General features: G+C 49.2%; 14 protein-coding genes. 11 read left to right on the plus strand and 3 right to left on the minus strand.

Annotated elements, in window-relative coordinates; genetic code table 11:
- Window positions 1-63: 63 nt before the first annotated feature.
- From rssA to J1779_RS14235, 4 genes are all read left to right on the plus strand, one after another.
- The gene (gene rssA / locus J1779_RS14220; protein WP_056780813.1) at window positions 64-975 is read left to right on the plus strand and encodes a patatin-like phospholipase RssA; all 912 of its coding nucleotides are present in this window, start codon (window positions 64-66) and stop codon (window positions 973-975) included.
- A 96-nt stretch (window positions 976-1,071) separates the two neighbouring features.
- Complete coding sequence (rssB, locus tag J1779_RS14225) at window positions 1,072-2,085, plus strand: two-component system response regulator RssB (RefSeq protein WP_217204056.1); 1,014 nt, start codon at window positions 1,072-1,074, stop codon at window positions 2,083-2,085.
- Window positions 2,086-2,312: 227 nt separating this feature from the next.
- Window positions 2,313-3,656 carry a UDP-glucose dehydrogenase family protein gene (locus J1779_RS14230; RefSeq protein ID WP_056780807.1) on the plus strand — a complete coding sequence of 448 codons (1,344 nt, stop codon included), beginning with the start codon at window positions 2,313-2,315 and terminating at the stop codon, window positions 3,654-3,656.
- Window positions 3,657-3,665: 9 nt separating this feature from the next.
- A complete protein-coding gene (locus J1779_RS14235) occupies window positions 3,666-4,673 on the plus strand; it encodes an NAD-dependent epimerase (RefSeq protein ID WP_217204057.1) in 1,008 nt (335 codons plus the stop codon).
- Window positions 4,674-4,870: 197 nt separating this feature from the next.
- Here the strand turns inward: J1779_RS14235 and hns are convergent, their stop codons facing one another.
- Complete coding sequence (hns, locus tag J1779_RS14240) at window positions 4,871-5,278, minus strand: histone-like nucleoid-structuring protein H-NS (RefSeq protein WP_056780802.1); 408 nt, start codon at window positions 5,276-5,278, stop codon at window positions 4,871-4,873.
- 624 nt (window positions 5,279-5,902) lie between these two features.
- Here hns and J1779_RS14245 point away from each other — a divergent pair.
- Window positions 5,903-6,511, plus strand: coding sequence for a thymidine kinase (locus J1779_RS14245; RefSeq protein ID WP_217204058.1), 609 nt, complete (start codon window positions 5,903-5,905; stop codon window positions 6,509-6,511).
- A 136-nt stretch (window positions 6,512-6,647) separates the two neighbouring features.
- On the opposite strand, the gene adhE is transcribed toward J1779_RS14245, so the two are convergent.
- Window positions 6,648-9,323 (minus strand): bifunctional acetaldehyde-CoA/alcohol dehydrogenase, encoded by a 2,676-nt coding sequence (adhE, locus tag J1779_RS14250; protein WP_056780797.1) that lies wholly within the window; start codon window positions 9,321-9,323, stop codon window positions 6,648-6,650.
- Between the two features lie 540 nt (window positions 9,324-9,863).
- Here adhE and J1779_RS14255 point away from each other — a divergent pair.
- The 6 genes from J1779_RS14255 (at window position 9,864) to oppF (ending at window position 17,408) form a co-directional block, all read left to right on the plus strand.
- Window positions 9,864-10,508 carry a YchE family NAAT transporter gene (locus tag J1779_RS14255; protein ID WP_056780794.1) on the plus strand — a complete coding sequence of 215 codons (645 nt, stop codon included), beginning with the start codon at window positions 9,864-9,866 and terminating at the stop codon, window positions 10,506-10,508.
- A 1,165-nt stretch (window positions 10,509-11,673) separates the two neighbouring features.
- Window positions 11,674-13,314, plus strand: coding sequence for an oligopeptide ABC transporter substrate-binding protein OppA (gene oppA, locus J1779_RS14260; RefSeq protein WP_122095517.1), 1,641 nt, complete (start codon window positions 11,674-11,676; stop codon window positions 13,312-13,314).
- A 181-nt stretch (window positions 13,315-13,495) separates the two neighbouring features.
- Window positions 13,496-14,416 carry an oligopeptide ABC transporter permease OppB gene (gene oppB, locus J1779_RS14265; RefSeq protein ID WP_056780787.1) on the plus strand — a complete coding sequence of 307 codons (921 nt, stop codon included), beginning with the start codon at window positions 13,496-13,498 and terminating at the stop codon, window positions 14,414-14,416.
- 15 nt (window positions 14,417-14,431) lie between these two features.
- Window positions 14,432-15,340 (plus strand): oligopeptide ABC transporter permease OppC, encoded by a 909-nt coding sequence (oppC, locus tag J1779_RS14270; protein ID WP_056780783.1) that lies wholly within the window; start codon window positions 14,432-14,434, stop codon window positions 15,338-15,340.
- Window positions 15,341-15,351: 11 nt separating this feature from the next.
- Window positions 15,352-16,374, plus strand: coding sequence for an ABC transporter ATP-binding protein (gene oppD / locus J1779_RS14275; RefSeq protein WP_056780780.1), 1,023 nt, complete (start codon window positions 15,352-15,354; stop codon window positions 16,372-16,374).
- A 29-nt stretch (window positions 16,375-16,403) separates the two neighbouring features.
- Window positions 16,404-17,408, plus strand: coding sequence for a murein tripeptide/oligopeptide ABC transporter ATP binding protein OppF (oppF, locus tag J1779_RS14280; protein WP_056781023.1), 1,005 nt, complete (start codon window positions 16,404-16,406; stop codon window positions 17,406-17,408).
- 70 nt (window positions 17,409-17,478) lie between these two features.
- Here the strand turns inward: oppF and J1779_RS14285 are convergent, their stop codons facing one another.
- Window positions 17,479-17,802, minus strand: coding sequence for an HI1450 family dsDNA-mimic protein (locus J1779_RS14285; RefSeq protein ID WP_056780777.1), 324 nt, complete (start codon window positions 17,800-17,802; stop codon window positions 17,479-17,481).
- Window positions 17,803-17,828 lie beyond the last annotated feature (26 nt).

The raw sequence follows: 17,828 nt of genomic DNA on the forward strand, positions 1-17,828 counted from the left end.
CTCGCCGTGTGGCAACGCGCTTCCCGGTTCACTTTTATCCACAGTTGGCATTAAGGTTTTCAAATGAGTAGAAAAGTCACGATCGGTCTGGCCCTTGGCTCGGGAGCAGCAAAAGGCTGGGCGCATATTGGCGTGATTAATGCCCTGAAAGACATGGATATTGAGGTGGATGTGGTCGCCGGATGTTCGGTTGGCGCGCTGGTGGGTGCGGCGTATGTCAGCAACAGATTGCCGGCAATGGAAAGTTGGGTGCGATCTTTTAGTTACTGGGACGTGCTGCGGCTGATGGATTTTTCATGGAAGCGCGGTGGACTGCTGCGCGGCGAGCGGGTGTTTAATGCGGTCGGCCAGATTATCCGCGTCAGCGAGTTCGAAGAATGTTCGAAAAAATTCGGGGCTGTGGCGACCAACCTGAGTACCGGGCGTGAACTGTGGCTGACGAAAGGGGATTTGCACGAAGCGGTGCGTGCTTCCTGTAGTATGCCCGGCCTGCTGGCTCCGGTCTGGCACAACGGTTACTGGCTGGTGGATGGGGCGGTGGTCAACCCGGTGCCGGTATCGCTGACCCGTGCGCTGGGGGCAGATATCGTTATCGCAGTAGATTTGCAGCACGATGCCCATCTGATGCAGCAGGATCTGCTTACGGTACAGCCGACCGGAGATGAACACAGTCTGGAGAAAGAGCTGAGCTGGCGGGACAGACTTCGCCAGCGACTGACCCGCCCGAATGCCCGTAAGCCGAACGTCAGTCCTTCAGCCATGGAAATCATGTCGACGTCCATTCAGGTACTGGAGAACCGGCTCAAGCGTAACCGCATGGCGGGAGATCCGCCGGATGTGGTGATTCAGCCCTATTGTCCGCAAATTTCCACTCTGGATTTCCATCGCGCTGCGGAGGCGATCGAGGCGGGGCGTCTCGCTGTAGAAAAACAACGTGAGCAATTGTTACCCTTGATAAAAAACAAACCGTTCTGAGTGGCTTAACGTGCGCATTGACGGAATCTGATAATTCTGACAAGCAAAATCAGGCTTTATGAGCCACTATTAGAATAAGAAAATCCGGGGGTCGTGATGGATAAACCACTTACAAGCAAGCACATACTTATCGTAGAAGACGAAGCCGTTTTCCGATCTGTGCTCGCGGGTTATGTGAGTTCTCTCGGCGCTACCTTCACGGAAGCAGAAAACGGCCTTCAGGCACTCTCTCTGATCGAAGATTTCCCTCCTGATTTAATCCTTTGCGATTTGGCGATGCCCGAAATGGGCGGCATTGAATTCGTTGAGAACCTGCGATTGCAGGGAAATAAAATTCCTGTTCTGGTGATTTCAGCCACCGATAAAATGACTGACGTGGCAACGATGCTGCGCCTCGGTGTGGAAGATGTATTGCTCAAGCCCATCGGCGATCTCCAGCGCTTACGCGAAGCCTTACTCACCTGCCTTTATCCGAAACTGTTTTCTTCACAGGCGATGGAAGAGAGTTCACTGGTTCAGGACTGGGAAGCCCTGTGCCGGAATCCGAATGAAGCGCAGCGCTTGCTGAAAGAGTTGCAGCCACCTGTTCAACAAACCCTTGCTCACTGCCGCATTAATTACCGGCAACTGACCACCACCGACCATCCGGGGCTGGTGCTGGACATCGCGGCGCTGTCGTCTAAAGACCTTGGCTTCTATTGCCTTGACGTCACCCGTGCGAACGAAAATGGGGTGCTGGCAGCACTGTTGCTGCGCGCTATTTTCAACAGCCTGCTGCGGGAGCATCTGAGCGATCAGCATCAGCGGTTGCCGCAGATGTCGACGCTGCTCAAGCAGGTGAATCACTTATTTAAACAGGCCAATCTGAAAGGGCAGTTTCCTCTTCTGCTCGGTTATTACCATGCCGAGCAAAAAAACCTGATTCTGGTGTCTGCGGGATTACACGCCAACGTCAATACCGGGACCAACACCATCCAGCTCAGCAACGGCGTGCCGCTGGGCACGACAGGCGCCACCTATTCCAACCAGATAAGCCAGCGCTGCGACGCGTGGCAGTGCCAGGTGTGGGGATCGGGTGGGCGTCTGAGATTAATGTTGTCTGCTGAGTGAGCATATTTCTCAGCAAGTAGAATAATGCCTTAATAGTATTGAGCATTTCTTCCGCACGACTTTTCATATTCATGATTCATCACATTATTCTAAGACCTATCTTATGCAAAATATGCCATTGCAGAGGCACTTACGTGTGAAACTGGTATAATGCGCCCAGAAATTTAGCCGTCTAATTAACGTTGTCTAAAAATGTTTGTTAAAAAATAAATAATAGGAATTCGCTGATGAAAGTAACAGTTTTTGGTATCGGTTACGTCGGACTTGTTCAGGCGGCGGTTCTTGCTGAAGTCGGGCATGAAGTTTTGTGCATCGATGTTGATGCGAACAAAGTTGAGAACCTGAAAAATGGTCAGATCCCCATTTTCGAACCGGGTTTAACGCCGCTGGTTAAACAGAATTATGAAGCCGGGCGTCTGATGTTCAGCACCGATGCGGCCGAAGGCGTGGCGCATGCCACCGTTCAGTTTATTGCTGTGGGCACGCCGCCGGATGAAGATGGCTCCGCCGACCTGAAATATGTTACCGCTGTAGCGCGGACTATTGCTGAACATATGACCGACACAAAAGTGGTGATTGATAAGTCTACCGTTCCGGTCGGCACGGCAGATAAAGTTCGTGCTGTGATGACCGAAGTGCTGAAACAGCGCGGCGTAGACATCGATTTCAACGTGGTATCAAATCCGGAGTTCCTGAAAGAGGGGGCCGCTGTTGCCGACTGCATGCGCCCGGAGCGTATCGTCATTGGTACCGACAATCCTGACGCCATCGACCCTATCCGTGAACTGTACGAGCCCTTCAACCGCAATCATGATCGTATGATCCTGATGGACATTCGCAGTGCTGAGCTGACCAAATACGCTGCTAACTGCATGCTGGCCACCAAAATCAGCTTTATGAATGAGATGTCCAATCTGGCTGAAATGCTGGGTGCGGATATCGAGAAAGTCCGTCAGGGGATCGGTTCTGATTCCCGTATCGGTTATCACTTTATCTATCCTGGCTGCGGTTACGGCGGTTCCTGTTTCCCAAAAGACGTGCAGGCATTGATCCGCACGGCAGAACATATTGGTTATCAGCCAAAATTATTACAGGCTGTGGAACAGGTGAATTATCAGCAGAAATATAAATTACCGACTTTCATTCAGCGCCACTTCGGCCAGGATCTGCAGGGTAAAACCTTCGCACTTTGGGGGCTGTCCTTTAAGCCGAATACCGATGATATGCGTGAAGCTTCCAGCCGCGTTTTAATGGAACAACTTTGGGCCGCGGGCGCGAAAATCAAAGCCTACGATCCGGAAGCCATGAATGAAACTCAGCGAATTTACGGCCATCGTGAAGATCTCGAACTGATGGGAACCAAAGAATCCGCATTGCAAAACGCCGATGCGCTGATTATTTGTACGGAATGGCAGAATTTCCGCGCGCCTGATTTCGATGTCATCAAAAATGCATTAAAAGAACCGGTCATCTTTGATGGTCGTAATTTATTCGATCCTGAACGTTTAGAAAAACGCGGGTTCACTTACTACGGGATTGGCCGTGGTGCATCAGTTAATCCGGTTCTGTAAGGAGAATTCATGAAATATCTGGTTACCGGCGCTGCAGGGTTTATTGGTTTTTATGTGTCACAACGTTTGCTTTCGGCAGGCCATACCGTTGTCGGGATGGATAATCTCAATGACTATTATGACGTCAATCTGAAACTCGCACGTCTGTCACAACTGGAAAATAAAGACGGCTTTGAGTTTTTCAAGCTGGATTTAGCCGATCGTGAGGGTATGGCGGCATTGTTTGCGGCACAGCGTTTTGATCGTGTTATTCATTTGGCTGCGCAGGCCGGTGTCCGGTATTCCATTGAGAATCCTTTAGCTTATGCAGATTCTAACCTCATAGGATTTGTTAATGTGCTGGAAGGGTGCCGTCATAATAAAGTCGGTCATTTGCTTTATGCGTCTTCCAGCTCAGTTTATGGTCTGAACAAGAAGCAACCCTTCTCAACGGATGATTCGGTTGATCATCCCGTGTCATTGTATGCTGCGACGAAAAAAGCCAATGAATTAATGGCTCATACTTATTCGCATCTTTATCGCCTGCCAACCACCGGATTACGTTTCTTTACTGTTTACGGTCCGTGGGGGCGTCCTGATATGGCGCTGTTTAAGTTTACCAAAGCAATGATCGCCGGTCAGAGTATTGATGTTTATAACCACGGCGAAATGCGCCGGGACTTCACATATATCGATGATATTGCCGAATCCATTGTTCGCCTGCAGGATGTCATTCCACAAGCGCAGCAGGACTGGACGGTAGAAGAAGGTTCTCCTGCCAGCAGTTCAGCGCCTTATAGTGTCTATAACATCGGTAATAACCATCCGGTGAAGCTGACGGCCTATATCAGCGCGCTTGAGAAGGCCCTTGGGATAGAAGCTGAAAAGAATATGCTGCCTATGCAGCCTGGTGACGTGCATGAAACCAGTGCCGATACACAGCCGCTGTATGAGGCTATCCACTTTAAGCCGGAAACGACGGTTGAGCAGGGCGTGCAGAACTTTGTTGACTGGTACCGCGATTTTTACCAGGTCTGACATAAACTAATAACAAAAGGCTGCCCAGGCAGCCTTTTTTATTTATCAGAAATAATTCAGTTAAATCTTATGGTTGTTTAACCTGGTTTGTTTTTGATTTTTGTTGCTACCCGAAATGCATCACCCTAAATACATAACAAAAAACCCATCACAAGGATGGGTTTTAGCATTAATAACACTGAGGTCAATAAGGGCAATTACAGCAGGAAATCGTCCAGTGATTTGCCTTGCTCTTCAATTGCTTTCTTGATCACAGCTGGAGTACGACCCTGGCCAGTCCAGGTTTTGTTTTCGCCGTTCTCGTCGATATATTTGTATTTCGCAGGGCGTGCAGCACGCTTAGCTTTACCAGCAGATTTGGTAGCAGCCATTGTTTGCAGCAATTCGTTAGGATCAATGCCATCAGCAATCAGCATTTCACGGTATTGTTGCAGTTTACGTGTACGCTCTTCAATTTCAGCAGCTGCCTGAGAATCTTCTTCGCGACGTTCGTTAACAACAACTTCTAATTTCTCCAGCATCTCTTCCAGAGTTTCGAGAGTGCATTCTCTTGCTTGTGCGCGCAGAGTACGGATGTTGTTCAGAATCTTTAATGCTTCGCTCATTATACTAGTCTCAAATTATATGGTGGGGGGCGTTTGGTTAATAATAGATTGCTCTTCTCTATTCTGCAATAGCCAATTTGAACACCTGACTCTAATTTACGCATTTAAAGCAAATATTGATAACAGTGTAAAAATATAGTTGAGCCGGGACACACTATTTATCTGGGGCATATAAGCTAATTTTCAATACATTCTTCAGGTGTATTCGCGTGCCGCAAGATGCGTTGTATAACTTTGCGAGACTTCGCACAAATAAAACATTTACGTCAGCATCTATTGTAAGGATATGGCAAATCAGGGCATTAATGCTACAGCCTATAGGATTTTTACCGAATTTTTAAGACTCCGCTGATCGGATCCGCTATGTATAGACAAACCAGCGTACGCATAAGGTATTACATATAAATACCGGTCAGATAAGGTAATAAGGTGTTCAGATAACGCATTATGATTGGCGGGTTTTATAATTTCTGTTTGTAAGTTTCTGTGTTTTTTGAAAAGTCATAAAGCGTTATTCATGGATCTTATTGGGATCGGTGACGCGATGTTATCAGCCGGCAGGGGCTATGGTACAATCCGTGCCGAAAAATTCCGCCATCCAATACTTAACGGGGTCGCCGCTTAATGGCTCAACTTTATTTTTATTACTCGGCGATGAACGCCGGTAAATCGACATCTCTGTTGCAGTCTTCATATAATTATCAAGAACGTGGCATGCGTACGCTGGTCTTAACGGCGGAGTTAGATCACCGGTTTGGCGTCGGTAAGGTCAGTTCTCGTATCGGGTTGTCATCGCCTGCGGAACTTTACAATAAAGAAACCGATCTCTTTAATTTGATCGCACAGGACAGCGGCTCACAGCGCCTGAATTGCGTTTTGATAGATGAGTGTCAGTTTCTTACCAAGGCGCAGGTGTCGCAGCTTACAGACGTCGTGGACGACCTTGATGTGCCGGTTCTGTGTTACGGATTGCGGACAGATTTCCGTGGGGAGCTTTTTGAAGGCAGCGAGTACCTGCTGGCATGGGCGGATAAGCTGGTCGAGCTTAAAACCATCTGTCACTGCGGCCGTAAGGCCAACCGTAACCTCCGCATGGATGAGAAGGGTAACGCGCTGCACGATGGCGCACAGGTGGTCATTGGCGGGGATGAGAGCTATGTGTCCGTTTGTCGCAAGCATTATAAAGAAGCCATGGCCGCGATAGCTCCCCTTGACGATACAAAGACACGCTAAGTCAGCCGGGCCTGTGGGCGGTAGCAAACCTGTACCAGATTGAAGAGTGCCATTAAAACGTCGAGTGACGCTCCTGATGGCACAATAAAAAAACCCGCCATTTGGCGGGTTTTTTGCTTACGGGAATCTCAGCAGATTATTTTTTGCTGGTTTTCTTTTCAGCTTTAGGTGCCGGAGCTGCAATGGCAACTTCATCAGCAACATCTTCGTTGTACTCACGACCGTAGTAAGTATCCATCAGAATCTGTTTCAGTTCGGCGATCAGCGGGTAACGTGGGTTAGCACCGGTACACTGGTCATCAAACGCATCTTCAGACAGTTTGTCTACTTTCGCCAGGAAGTCAGCTTCCTGCACACCGGCTTCACGGATTGAAGTTGGAATACCCAGATCCGCTTTGATTTCGTCCAACCAGTTCAACAGTTTCTGGATTTTCTGTGCAGTACGGTCACCAGGAGCGCCCAGACCTAAATGGTCAGCGATTTCTGCGTAACGACGACGCGCTTGTGGGCGGTCATACTGACTGAAAGCAGTCTGTTTAGTTGGGTTATCGTTCGCGTTGTAACGGATAACGTTTGAAATCAGCATGGCGTTGGCCAGACCGTGTGGAATGTGGAACTCTGAACCCAGTTTATGGGCCATTGAGTGACATACACCCAGGAAGGCGTTCGCAAACGCGATACCAGCGATAGTGGCCGCATTGTGCACACGTTCACGAGCAACCGGGTTTTTAGAACCTTCGTGGTAGCTGGCTGGCAGGTTTTCTTTCAGTAATTTCAGCGCCTGCAGAGCCTGACCATCAGAATATTCATTCGCCAGTACGGAAACGTAAGCTTCCAGTGCGTGAGTCACCGCATCCAGACCACCGAACGCACAAAGTGATTTCGGCATGTTCATCACCAGGTTGGCATCAACGATAGCCATATCTGGGGTGAGCGCGTAGTCAGCCAGTGGATATTTCTGACCTGTTGCGTCATCTGTCACTACTGCAAACGGAGTGACTTCAGAACCGGTACCGGAAGTGGTAGTGACGGCGATCATTTTCGCTTTCACACCCATTTTCGGGAATTTGTAGATACGTTTACGGATATCCATAAAGCGCAGCGCCAAATCTTCAAACTGAGTATCTGGATGTTCGTACAGAACCCACATGATTTTAGCGGCATCCATCGGTGAACCACCACCCAGCGCGATAATCACGTCTGGTTTGAAGGAGTTCATCTGCTCAGCACCTTTACGAACGATACTCAGCGTTGGATCCGCTTCTACTTCGAAGAAGACTTCAGTTTCAATACCGTGACCTTTCAGAACGCTGGTAATTTGGTCTGCATAGCCGTTATTGAATAAGTAGCGGTCAGTAACGATGAAGGCGCGTTTCGCTCCGTCAGTCGCCACTTCTTCCAGTGCGATTGGCAGTGAGCCACGACGGAAGTAAATAGATTTTGGAAGTTTATGCCACAACATGTTTTCTGCTCGCTTCGCTACAGTTTTCTTGTTGATCAAGTGTTTTGGACCGACGTTTTCAGAGATGGAGTTACCACCCCATGAACCGCAGCCCAGCGTCAGAGAAGGGGCAAGTTTGAAGTTATACAGGTCACCGATACCACCCTGTGAAGCAGGGGTGTTGATCAGAATACGTGCGGTTTTCATTTTGTTGCCAAAATAATTAACACGTTCTGGTTGGTTGTCCTGGTCTGTATACAGACAAGAGGTGTGGCCGATACCGCCCATTTCTACCAGTTTTTCTGCTTTTGCTACCGCATCTTCGAAATCTTTCGCACGGTACATCGCAAGGGTAGGGGACAGTTTTTCGTGTGCAAACGGTTCTGATTCGTCAACAACGCTGACTTCACCGATTAACACTTTAGTATGAGCTGGCACTTTGATGCCGGCCATTTCAGCGATTTTCGCGGCTGGCTGGCCTACGATTGCCGCGTTCAGGCCACCATTTTTAAGAATGATGTCGGAAACGGCTTTCAGTTCTTTACCCTGCAGCAGGTAGCCGCCGTGAGAAGAGAAACGTTCACGCACTGCGTTATAAACAGAATCAACCACGATGATGGACTGTTCAGACGCACAGATAACACCGTTATCGAAGGTTTTAGACATCAGAACGGAAGCGACAACACGTTTGATATCAGCGGTTTCATCGACGACAACCGGGGTATTACCTGCACCAACGCCAATCGCGGGTTTACCAGAGCTGTAAGCGGCTTTCACCATGCCCGGGCCACCGGTTGCCAGGATCAGGTTCAGATCCGGGTGATGCATTAACTGATTGGACAGCTCTACGCTTGGTTCATCAATCCAGCCAATGATGTCTTTTGGCGCGCCCGCAGCGATAGCGGCTTGCAGAACGATATCTGCGGCTTTGTTGGTTGCGTTTTTAGCACGTGGGTGTGGAGAGAAGATGATACCGTTACGTGTTTTCAGGCTGATCAGCGCTTTGAAAATCGCGGTAGAAGTTGGGTTAGTTGTCGGTACGATACCGCAGATGAGGCCGATTGGCTCTGCGATAGTGATGGTACCGAAGGTGTCATCCTGACCGAGGATGCCACAGGTTTTTTCATCTTTATAAGCGTTGTAGATATATTCAGAGGCGAAGTGGTTTTTGATCACTTTGTCTTCGACGATACCCATACCGGATTCTTCAACAGCAAGTTTTGCCAGCAGAATTCGAGCATCAGCAGCAGCCAGGGCGGCGGCGGCGAAGATCTTATCTACTTGTTCTTGACTGAAGTTGGCGTATTCACGTTGTGCCTTTTTCACTCGGGCAACGAGTGCGTTCAGTTCAGCGACATTTGTTACAGCCATAATGCTCTCCTGATAAAGTTAAACTCTTTTAGTAAATAACCTGCCAGAGATGAGTATAGCCTTGCTATCCTCCACTGCGAGAAAGTAATTATTACTACTGTTCTCAATGTGTTATCTCTGTCTCTTTATTTGCTCAAAGAGCTTTCAGTCGTGTCGCACCCAGAGTAGATAAATTGTCATTCCGCGCCATTTTGTGAACGTTTATCTCAGAGAGTGTTCGCAAGTACCGGTGAGTGACTATGCGCAAAGCTTACCTATTTGTAGGCAGAGGGAATTTGATCTGGATCACTAAACACCAATGCTGACTCCTTTCAGCTGGGGTTTAATAAGAATGATTATCAAAAAAGTGGAAACTATCTACAACTTAACGGCTTTTTGAGGCAGTAATATTACACTTTTTTAACAAAAGTGTCATTCACTGCTTTTTAATGAAATTCTGGTGATAAATACCATGAAACGACGTGGCGCCATCTTTGCAATTCCAGTACATTAGCGCCCCATCAAGACCTTCATCTACTGGCAATTTGTGCGGAGTTCTGCGTGAGCCAATCTTTATTAGATTTTTCAGGCTATATCAAATTTTTCGTCGGGTTGTTCGCGCTGGTTAACCCGGTAGGGATCCTGCCTGTCTTCATTAGTATGACCAGCTATCAGGCTGCCGCCGGTCGTAATAAGACCAACATGACGGCTAACTTATCCGTTGCCATTATATTGTCGACAGCGTTGTTCCTCGGCGATGCCATTCTGCATCTGTTTGGGATTTCCATTGATTCATTCCGCATCGCAGGCGGCATTCTGGTTGTGACCATTGCGATGTCGATGATCAGCGGCAAGCTCGGTGAAGATAAGCAGAACAAACAAGAGAAGTCGGAAACTGCGATCCGTGAAAATGTCGGTGTAGTGCCTTTGGCATTACCCTTGATGGCAGGGCCTGGGGCAATCAGTTCTACGATTGTCTGGAGTTCCCGCTATAACGGCTGGCAGAATCTGCTGGGTCTTACGCTGGCGATCATATTCTTTGCCTTTTGTTGCTGGCTTCTGTTCCGTGCGGCACCGCTGTTGGTTCGTTTACTGGGGCAGACGGGCATCAACGTGATTACCCGAATCATGGGGTTGTTACTGATGTCTTTGGGCATCGAATTTATTGTGACAGGAATTAAAGCTATTTTCCCCGGCCTTCTCTAATCAATACGCAGCCAAATTATCACGAGATCATAAAGGTGATTTCGTGATAATTATTACGTCTGCTTATAATCGAATGCATTAATATAGTGCAGCTAATGGTGTAAATAAGAGCATTTGCACCCTAATGTGGCGTAAACTCCCTTCTCAGACTTCTTTTGAATCCAAGCCTTCATTTCTTCTAATAAACTTAGCTATTTTTTTGCTAAATACCCTCCTTTACTGCCCGTATTGCCGTTAATTTATCCACATCATTCTGTAAGGCTTGTGCAGGCCGTATCGAGATGTTATTAGTGTTAACACAGCAGTTAACAGGGCTTTATCCTTGAAATCGTCAGAATGTTAACTGATTGTGTCAGTCGAGTTCTTGAGCAACCTCGCAGGAGATTTCGGACCTGTAAATTGCATTTAAGATGAGTTTAAACAGCAAGTTACCTGCTGTTTCACGGTGTAGGTATCTTGGGCGCTCAAAAGCTTAGTAACGTATAAAAGAGAATTGCGTAACAAATTTGCAAAATTAATTGGCGCCGGTATCGGGCTTCTGATAATTTTCAAATCGTCTTAACAAATGGAAAATTGTGTAGAGTCATGCTCTAAGTGAGAACGAATCTTGCAAGGCACAGAAAGATTGAAGCAATTTCATTTGTTTTTGGAGAGCAAAGTGTCGCAATACGTACCGCAAAATTATCCTCAGTCGTTTTCTTTTCGCAGGAAGACGATCTTTGCGTTACCGCCATTACACAGCTCTGAGTTGAATCTTCCCGCTCAGCAAAACAAATCTTCAGTTCTTCTTCTTAATTGATTTCTGACGTTTGATGACGGCGGAAATGCTTTCACCTATACCGGTGACAGCCAAAAAATTTTATTTAAAGTCATTAGGAATATCAGTATGCGACTGCCTGGTGTACCTCCGGAATGAATGCCGGTGATAAACGGGGTAAGTCAAATGGAGGAGATCTTCCTTAACGATCTCTGAAACCGCATGGCGCTTAACAGCCTGACGTTTCACTTGCTTCACGCAGTAATAGGGGAAGCCATCCGCGGATGGTTACTGAATGGGGGCCTTTCTTGAGCAATTCGTTCCTGCTTGTGAAACCCGTTGACGCAGTAAGGGTTTATCTTGCGCCAGAGTGTGCAAGTTCATAATAAAAATTGGAGTTGAATGACAATGACCAACATCACAAAAAAAAATCTGCTGGCTGCCTGCATCATGGCTGCGGTTGGCGCCATTTCCATTAATACCGCCTTTGCAGCCACCGTGCCTGCTGGCGTGACCCTGTCAGACAAGCAAGAGCTGGTACGTAACAACGGTTCAGAAGTACAGTCCCTTGATCCGCATAAAGTGGAAGGCGTACCTGAATCCAACGTGATCCGTGATCTGATGGAAGGCCTGGTCAATACCGACAGCAAAGACGGCAGTGTGATCCCTGGTGTTGCCACCAGCTGGGATAATAAAGATTTCAAAGTCTGGACCTTCCACCTGCGTCCGGAAGCAAAATGGTCTAACGGCGATCCTGTGACTGCTCAGGATTTCGTATACAGCTGGCAGCGCCTGGCTGACCCAAAAACCGCTTCTCCTTATGAAAGCTACCTGCAATACGGCCACATCGAAAACATCGATGACATCATCAGTGGTAAAAAAAGCCCTGATACGCTGGGTGTGAAAGCGATTGATGACCATACTCTGCAAGTGACCCTGACTGAGCCAGTACCGTATTTTGTCAAAATGCTGTCTCACACCGCGATGAAGCCGGTGAACAAAAGTGTTGTTGAGAAATTTGGCGACAAATGGACTCAACCAGAAAACTACGTCAGCAATGGCGCATACAAACTGAAAGCATGGACCGTCAACGAACGTATCGTGCTCGAACGTAGCCCGACTTACTGGGACAACGCCAAAACTGTGATTAACCAGGTTACCTATCTGCCAATTTCTTCAGAAGTGACAGACGTTAACCGCTACCGCAGTGGCGAAATCGACATGACTTACAACAACATGCCGATTGAACTGTTCCAGAAGCTGAAAAAAGAAATCCCTACCGAAGTTCATGTTGACCCGTACCTGTGTACTTACTACTACGAAATCAACAACCAGAAAGCACCATTCACTGATTCACGCGTTCGTGAAGCACTGAAACTGGGCCTGGATCGCGACATCATCGTGAACAAGGTGAAAGCGCAGGGCGACCTGCCAGCCTACAGCTACACCCCTCCTTACACCGACGGCGCAAAACTGACGCCTCCGGCCTGGTTCAAAGAGACTCAGGATCAGCGCAACACCGAAGCGAAAAAACTGCTGGCTGAAGCGGGTTACACACCGGCTAAACCTCTGACCTTCGAACTGCTGTACAACACCTCTGACCTGCACAAAAAACTGGCTATCGCCGCAGCGGCTATCTGGAAGAAAAACCTGGGCGTTGATGTGAAACTGGTTAACCAGGAGTGGAAAACCTTCCTCGACAGCCGTCATCAGGGCAACTTCGATGTGGCGCGTGCCGGCTGGTGCTCTGACTACAACGAACCTTCTTCTTTCCTGAACACCATGCTGTCTGACAGCAGCAACAACACCTCTCACTATAAGAGCGCAGCGTTTGATAAAGCGATTGCTGACACTCTGACCGCGAAGACGGATGACGAGCGTGCTGATCTGTATCAGAAAGCTGAAACCCAGCTGGATAAAGATTCCGTTATCGTGCCTGTTTATTACTACGTGAACGCGCGTCTGGTGAAACCTTACGTTGGCGGTTACACCGGTAAAGATCCACAGGACAACGTCTACGTGAAAGATCTGTACATCATCAAACACTAATCAGTGAAAAGAACAGGGCATCCCCGAGCTGCCCTGTTTTTTATTTGATGTAAGTAATGTTCTTAGCGCTGACGTTCAGTGCCAAAGCAAAGAGCCACCATGATGACCCACACACGCGGGGCATCGTGACCAAGCCAAAACTATCAAGCTGTAGTGACAGGCTTAGAAACAGGTACGGGCAATGTTAAAGTTTATTTTACGCCGCTGTCTGGAAGCGATTCCGACGCTATTCATTTTGATCACCATTTCGTTTTTTATGATGCGTCTCGCCCCCGGTAGCCCTTTTACGGGTGAGCGTAATCTTCCGCCAGAAGTTATGGCCAACATTGAGGCGAAATATCACCTCAATGATCCAATCTATAAGCAGTATTTCAATTATTTAGAACAACTGGCGAAAGGTGACTTTGGCCCGTCGTTCAAATACAAGGATTACACCGTCAATGATCTGGTCGCGGCTTCTTTCCCGGTTTCGGCGAAATTAGGCCTGGCGGCATTCATTATGGCGATTGTGTTTGGTGTGACGGCGGGCGTTATTGCTGCGCTGAATCAAAACACCAAGTGGGACTATACGGTGATGGGGGTCGCCATGACCGGGGTGGTTATCCCCAGTTTCGTGGTCGCGCCATTACTGGTGCTGATATTTGCCATCACACTGAAATGGCTGCCGGGCGGCGGCTGGAACGGCGGTGGGGTGAAATACATGATCCTGCCGATGGTCGCCTTGTCACTGGCCTATATCGCCAGTATCGCGCGTATCACCCGTGGTTCGATGATCGAAATTCTGCACTCCAACTTTATCCGTACAGCCCGCGCCAAAGGCTTGCCGTTGCATCGCATTATTTTGCGCCATGCACTGAAACCTGCGCTGCTGCCGGTGCTGTCCTATATGGGGCCAGCATTTGTTGGGATCATCACCGGTTCGATGGTTATCGAGAGCATTTTCGGATTGCCGGGCATCGGCCAGTTGTTTGTTAACGGTGCTTTAAACCGTGACTACTCACTGGTATTGAGCCTGACTATTTTAGTGGGCGCATTGACCATTTTATTCAATGCGATCGTTGACGTGCTGTACGCCGTCATCGACCCGAAAATCCGTTATTAATGCCGGAGTACGTCAATGATGTTAAGTAAGAAAAACAGCGACGTTGTCGAGAACTTCAGCGAAAAACTGGAAGTTGAAGGCCGCAGCTTGTGGCAGGACGCACGTCGTCGCTTTATGCATAACCGCGCAGCGGTAACCAGTCTGATCGTTCTGGCCTTTATTGCGCTGTTCGTGGCATTTGCCCCGTTGCTGTCGCAGTTTGCCTACGATGATACTGACTGGAACATGATGTCAGCCGCGCCTGATATGGCTTCTCACCACTTTTTCGGTACTGACTCATCAGGCCGTGACTTACTGGTGCGTGTGGCAATCGGCGGGCGAATCTCCCTGATGGTCGGCGTTGCTGCTGCACTGGTGGCGGTGATCCTCGGGACTCTCTACGGGTCTTTGTCCGGCTACCTGGGCGGCAAAATTGACTCCGCTATGATGCGTTTGCTTGAAATCCTCAACTCCTTCCCGTTCATGTTCTTCGTTATCCTGCTGGTGACCTTCTTCGGGCAAAATATCCTGCTGATATTCGTTGCGATCGGTATGGTGTCGTGGCTGGACATGGCGCGTATCGTGCGTGGTCAGACGCTCAGCCTGAAACGTAAAGAATTCATCGAAGCGGCGCTGGTCAGTGGTGTGAGTACGCGAAATATCGTATTGCGTCACATTGTTCCTAACGTACTGGGTGTCGTCGTGGTCTATGCGTCGCTGCTGGTGCCAAGCATGATCCTGTTCGAATCCTTCCTGAGCTTCTTGGGTCTGGGTACGCAGGAGCCGCTGAGCAGTTGGGGCGCGTTACTGAGTGACGGTGCCAACTCGATGGAAGTTTCACCTTGGTTACTGCTGTTCCCGGCAGGCTTCCTGGTTGTAACTCTGTTTTGTTTCAATTTTATCGGCGATGGCCTGCGTGATGCCCTCGACCCGAAAGATCGTTAAGGAGTGCAATCATGAGCACCATTGAACAAATTCAGGCGAATGCCGCGTCATCGCACGCTGCGAACGGGCAGACGCTGCTTGATGTTAAAGACCTGCGCGTCACGTTCGAAACTCCGGACGGTGATGTGACTGCGGTTAACGATCTTAACTTTGATCTGCGCGCTGGCGAAACCCTGGGGATCGTTGGCGAATCCGGCTCCGGTAAATCTCAGACTGCGTTTGCGCTGATGGGGTTGCTGGCGAGCAACGGTCGCATTGAAGGCTCGGCAAAATTCAACGGCCGCGAAATTCTCAATCTGCCGCAAAAAGAGCTGAACAAGCTGCGCGCCGAACAGATTTCGATGATTTTTCAGGATCCGATGACCTCACTGAACCCTTACATGCGTGTGGGTGAGCAGCTGATGGAAGTGCTGATACTGCACAAAAATCTCAGCAAACGTGAGGCTTTCGAAGAATCTGTGCGCATGCTGGACGCGGTGAAAATGCCGGAAGCCCGCAAGCGTATGAAGATGTTCCCGCACGAGTTTTCCGGCGGCATGCGTCAGCGTGTGATGATTGCGATGGCGCTGTTGTGCCGTCCAAAGCTGCTGATTGCTGACGAACCGACCACCGCCCTCGACGTGACCGTTCAGGCTCAGATCATGACGCTGCTGAATGAGCTGAAAGCCGAGTTCAATACGGCGATTATCATGATCACCCACGATCTGGGCGTTGTTGCCGGTATCTGTGACAAAGTGCTGGTCATGTACGCGGGGCGAACTATGGAATATGGTCGCGCCCGCGACGTTTTCTACGAGCCTTGCCACCCGTATTCCATTGGTTTGCTGAATGCCGTTCCGCGTCTTGATGCGGAAGGTGGCGCGATGATGACCATTCCGGGTAACCCGCCGAACCTGCTGCGCCTGCCTAAAGGCTGTCCGTTCCAGCCACGTTGTCCGCACTCGATGGATATTTGTGCCACTGCACCTCCGCTTGAGCGTTTCGGTGATGGTCGTTTGCGTGCGTGCTACAAGCCGCTGGAGGAACTGGTATGACAGACAATACAATCATGGACAGCGCGGCGATGAACACCCATGCGCCGGAGAAAAAAGTCCTGCTCGAAGTGGCCGATCTCAAAGTCCATTTCGACATCAAAGATGGTAAACAGTGGTTCTGGCAGCCTTCCAAAACCCTGAAAGCGGTCGATGGCGTGACGCTGCGTCTGTATGAAGGGGAAACGCTTGGCGTCGTGGGGGAGTCCGGTTGCGGCAAATCCACCTTTGCCCGTGCGCTGATCGGCCTGGTGAAAGCGACCGATGGCCGTGTGGCGTGGCTTGGCAAAGACCTGCTGAATATGTCTGATAACGAGTGGCGTAAAACCCGCAGTGACATTCAGATGATTTTCCAGGATCCGCTGGCGTCGTTGAATCCACGTATGACCATCGGGGAAATTATCGCCGAACCGCTGAAAACCTATAACCCGAATATGCCTCGGTTAGAGGTGAAAGAGAAAGTGAAGGCGATGATGCTGAAGGTCGGGCTGTTGCCTAACCTGATCAACCGCTATCCGCATGAATTCTCCGGCGGTCAGTGTCAGCGTATCGGTATTGCACGCGCACTGATCCTTGAGCCGAAACTGATTATCTGTGACGAACCGGTTTCCGCTCTCGACGTTTCCATCCAGGCGCAGGTGGTTAACCTGCTGCAACAGTTGCAGCGCGAGATGGGGTTATCCCTGATCTTCATCGCGCACGATCTGGCCGTGGTGAAACATATCTCCGACCGTGTTCTGGTCATGTATCTGGGCCACGCTGTTGAGCTGGGGACCTATGATGAGGTGTACAACAATCCTCAGCATCCGTACACCCGTGCGCTGATGTCAGCGGTGCCGGTACCTGATCCGGATAAAGAGCGCAACAAAGTCATTCAGTTGCTGGAAGGGGAATTGCCTTCGCCGATCAACCCGCCGTCAGGCTGCGTTTTCCGCACACGCTGTCCGATTGCCGGTCCGGAATGTGCGATCACCCGTCCGTTGCTTGAAGGCAGTTTCCGCCATGCGGTTTCCTGCCTGAAAGTCGACCCGCTCTGATAAAACGCTTCAGACGCAAAGCATAAAAAAACCTGCCGGTGGCAGGTTTTTTTTCATGCAGCTTTTCAGATTACTCTTTCCAGAGAATATGGCAGAGCTTGTGATCTTTCTCGCGGCACAGCAGTACGCGGGCAAAGATATCATTGATCGGCTGGTCTTCTGCATCAGCCAGACCAATCACCACTTCGGCGAAGAAGTCAGGATTCAGATCGAAATCGACGTGATCCACCCAGTCTTCTGCCGGATCGTATAACTCAGCGCCACCGCGTTCTTCAAATTGCAGATTGAAGATCAGGATATCTGCGGGGTCGAGGTTATCTCCGGCCAGTTCCAGAAAGATATCATAGGCTTGCTCAAGCGTTTCGTCTTCGGTCAGGCGATTATTCAGGTCCATAGCATTCTCATTTACAAAAAGTGTAT

The sequence above is a fragment of the Rahnella rivi genome, assembly GCF_019049655.1.
GTDB classification, from domain to species: domain Bacteria; phylum Pseudomonadota; class Gammaproteobacteria; order Enterobacterales; family Enterobacteriaceae; genus Rahnella; species Rahnella rivi.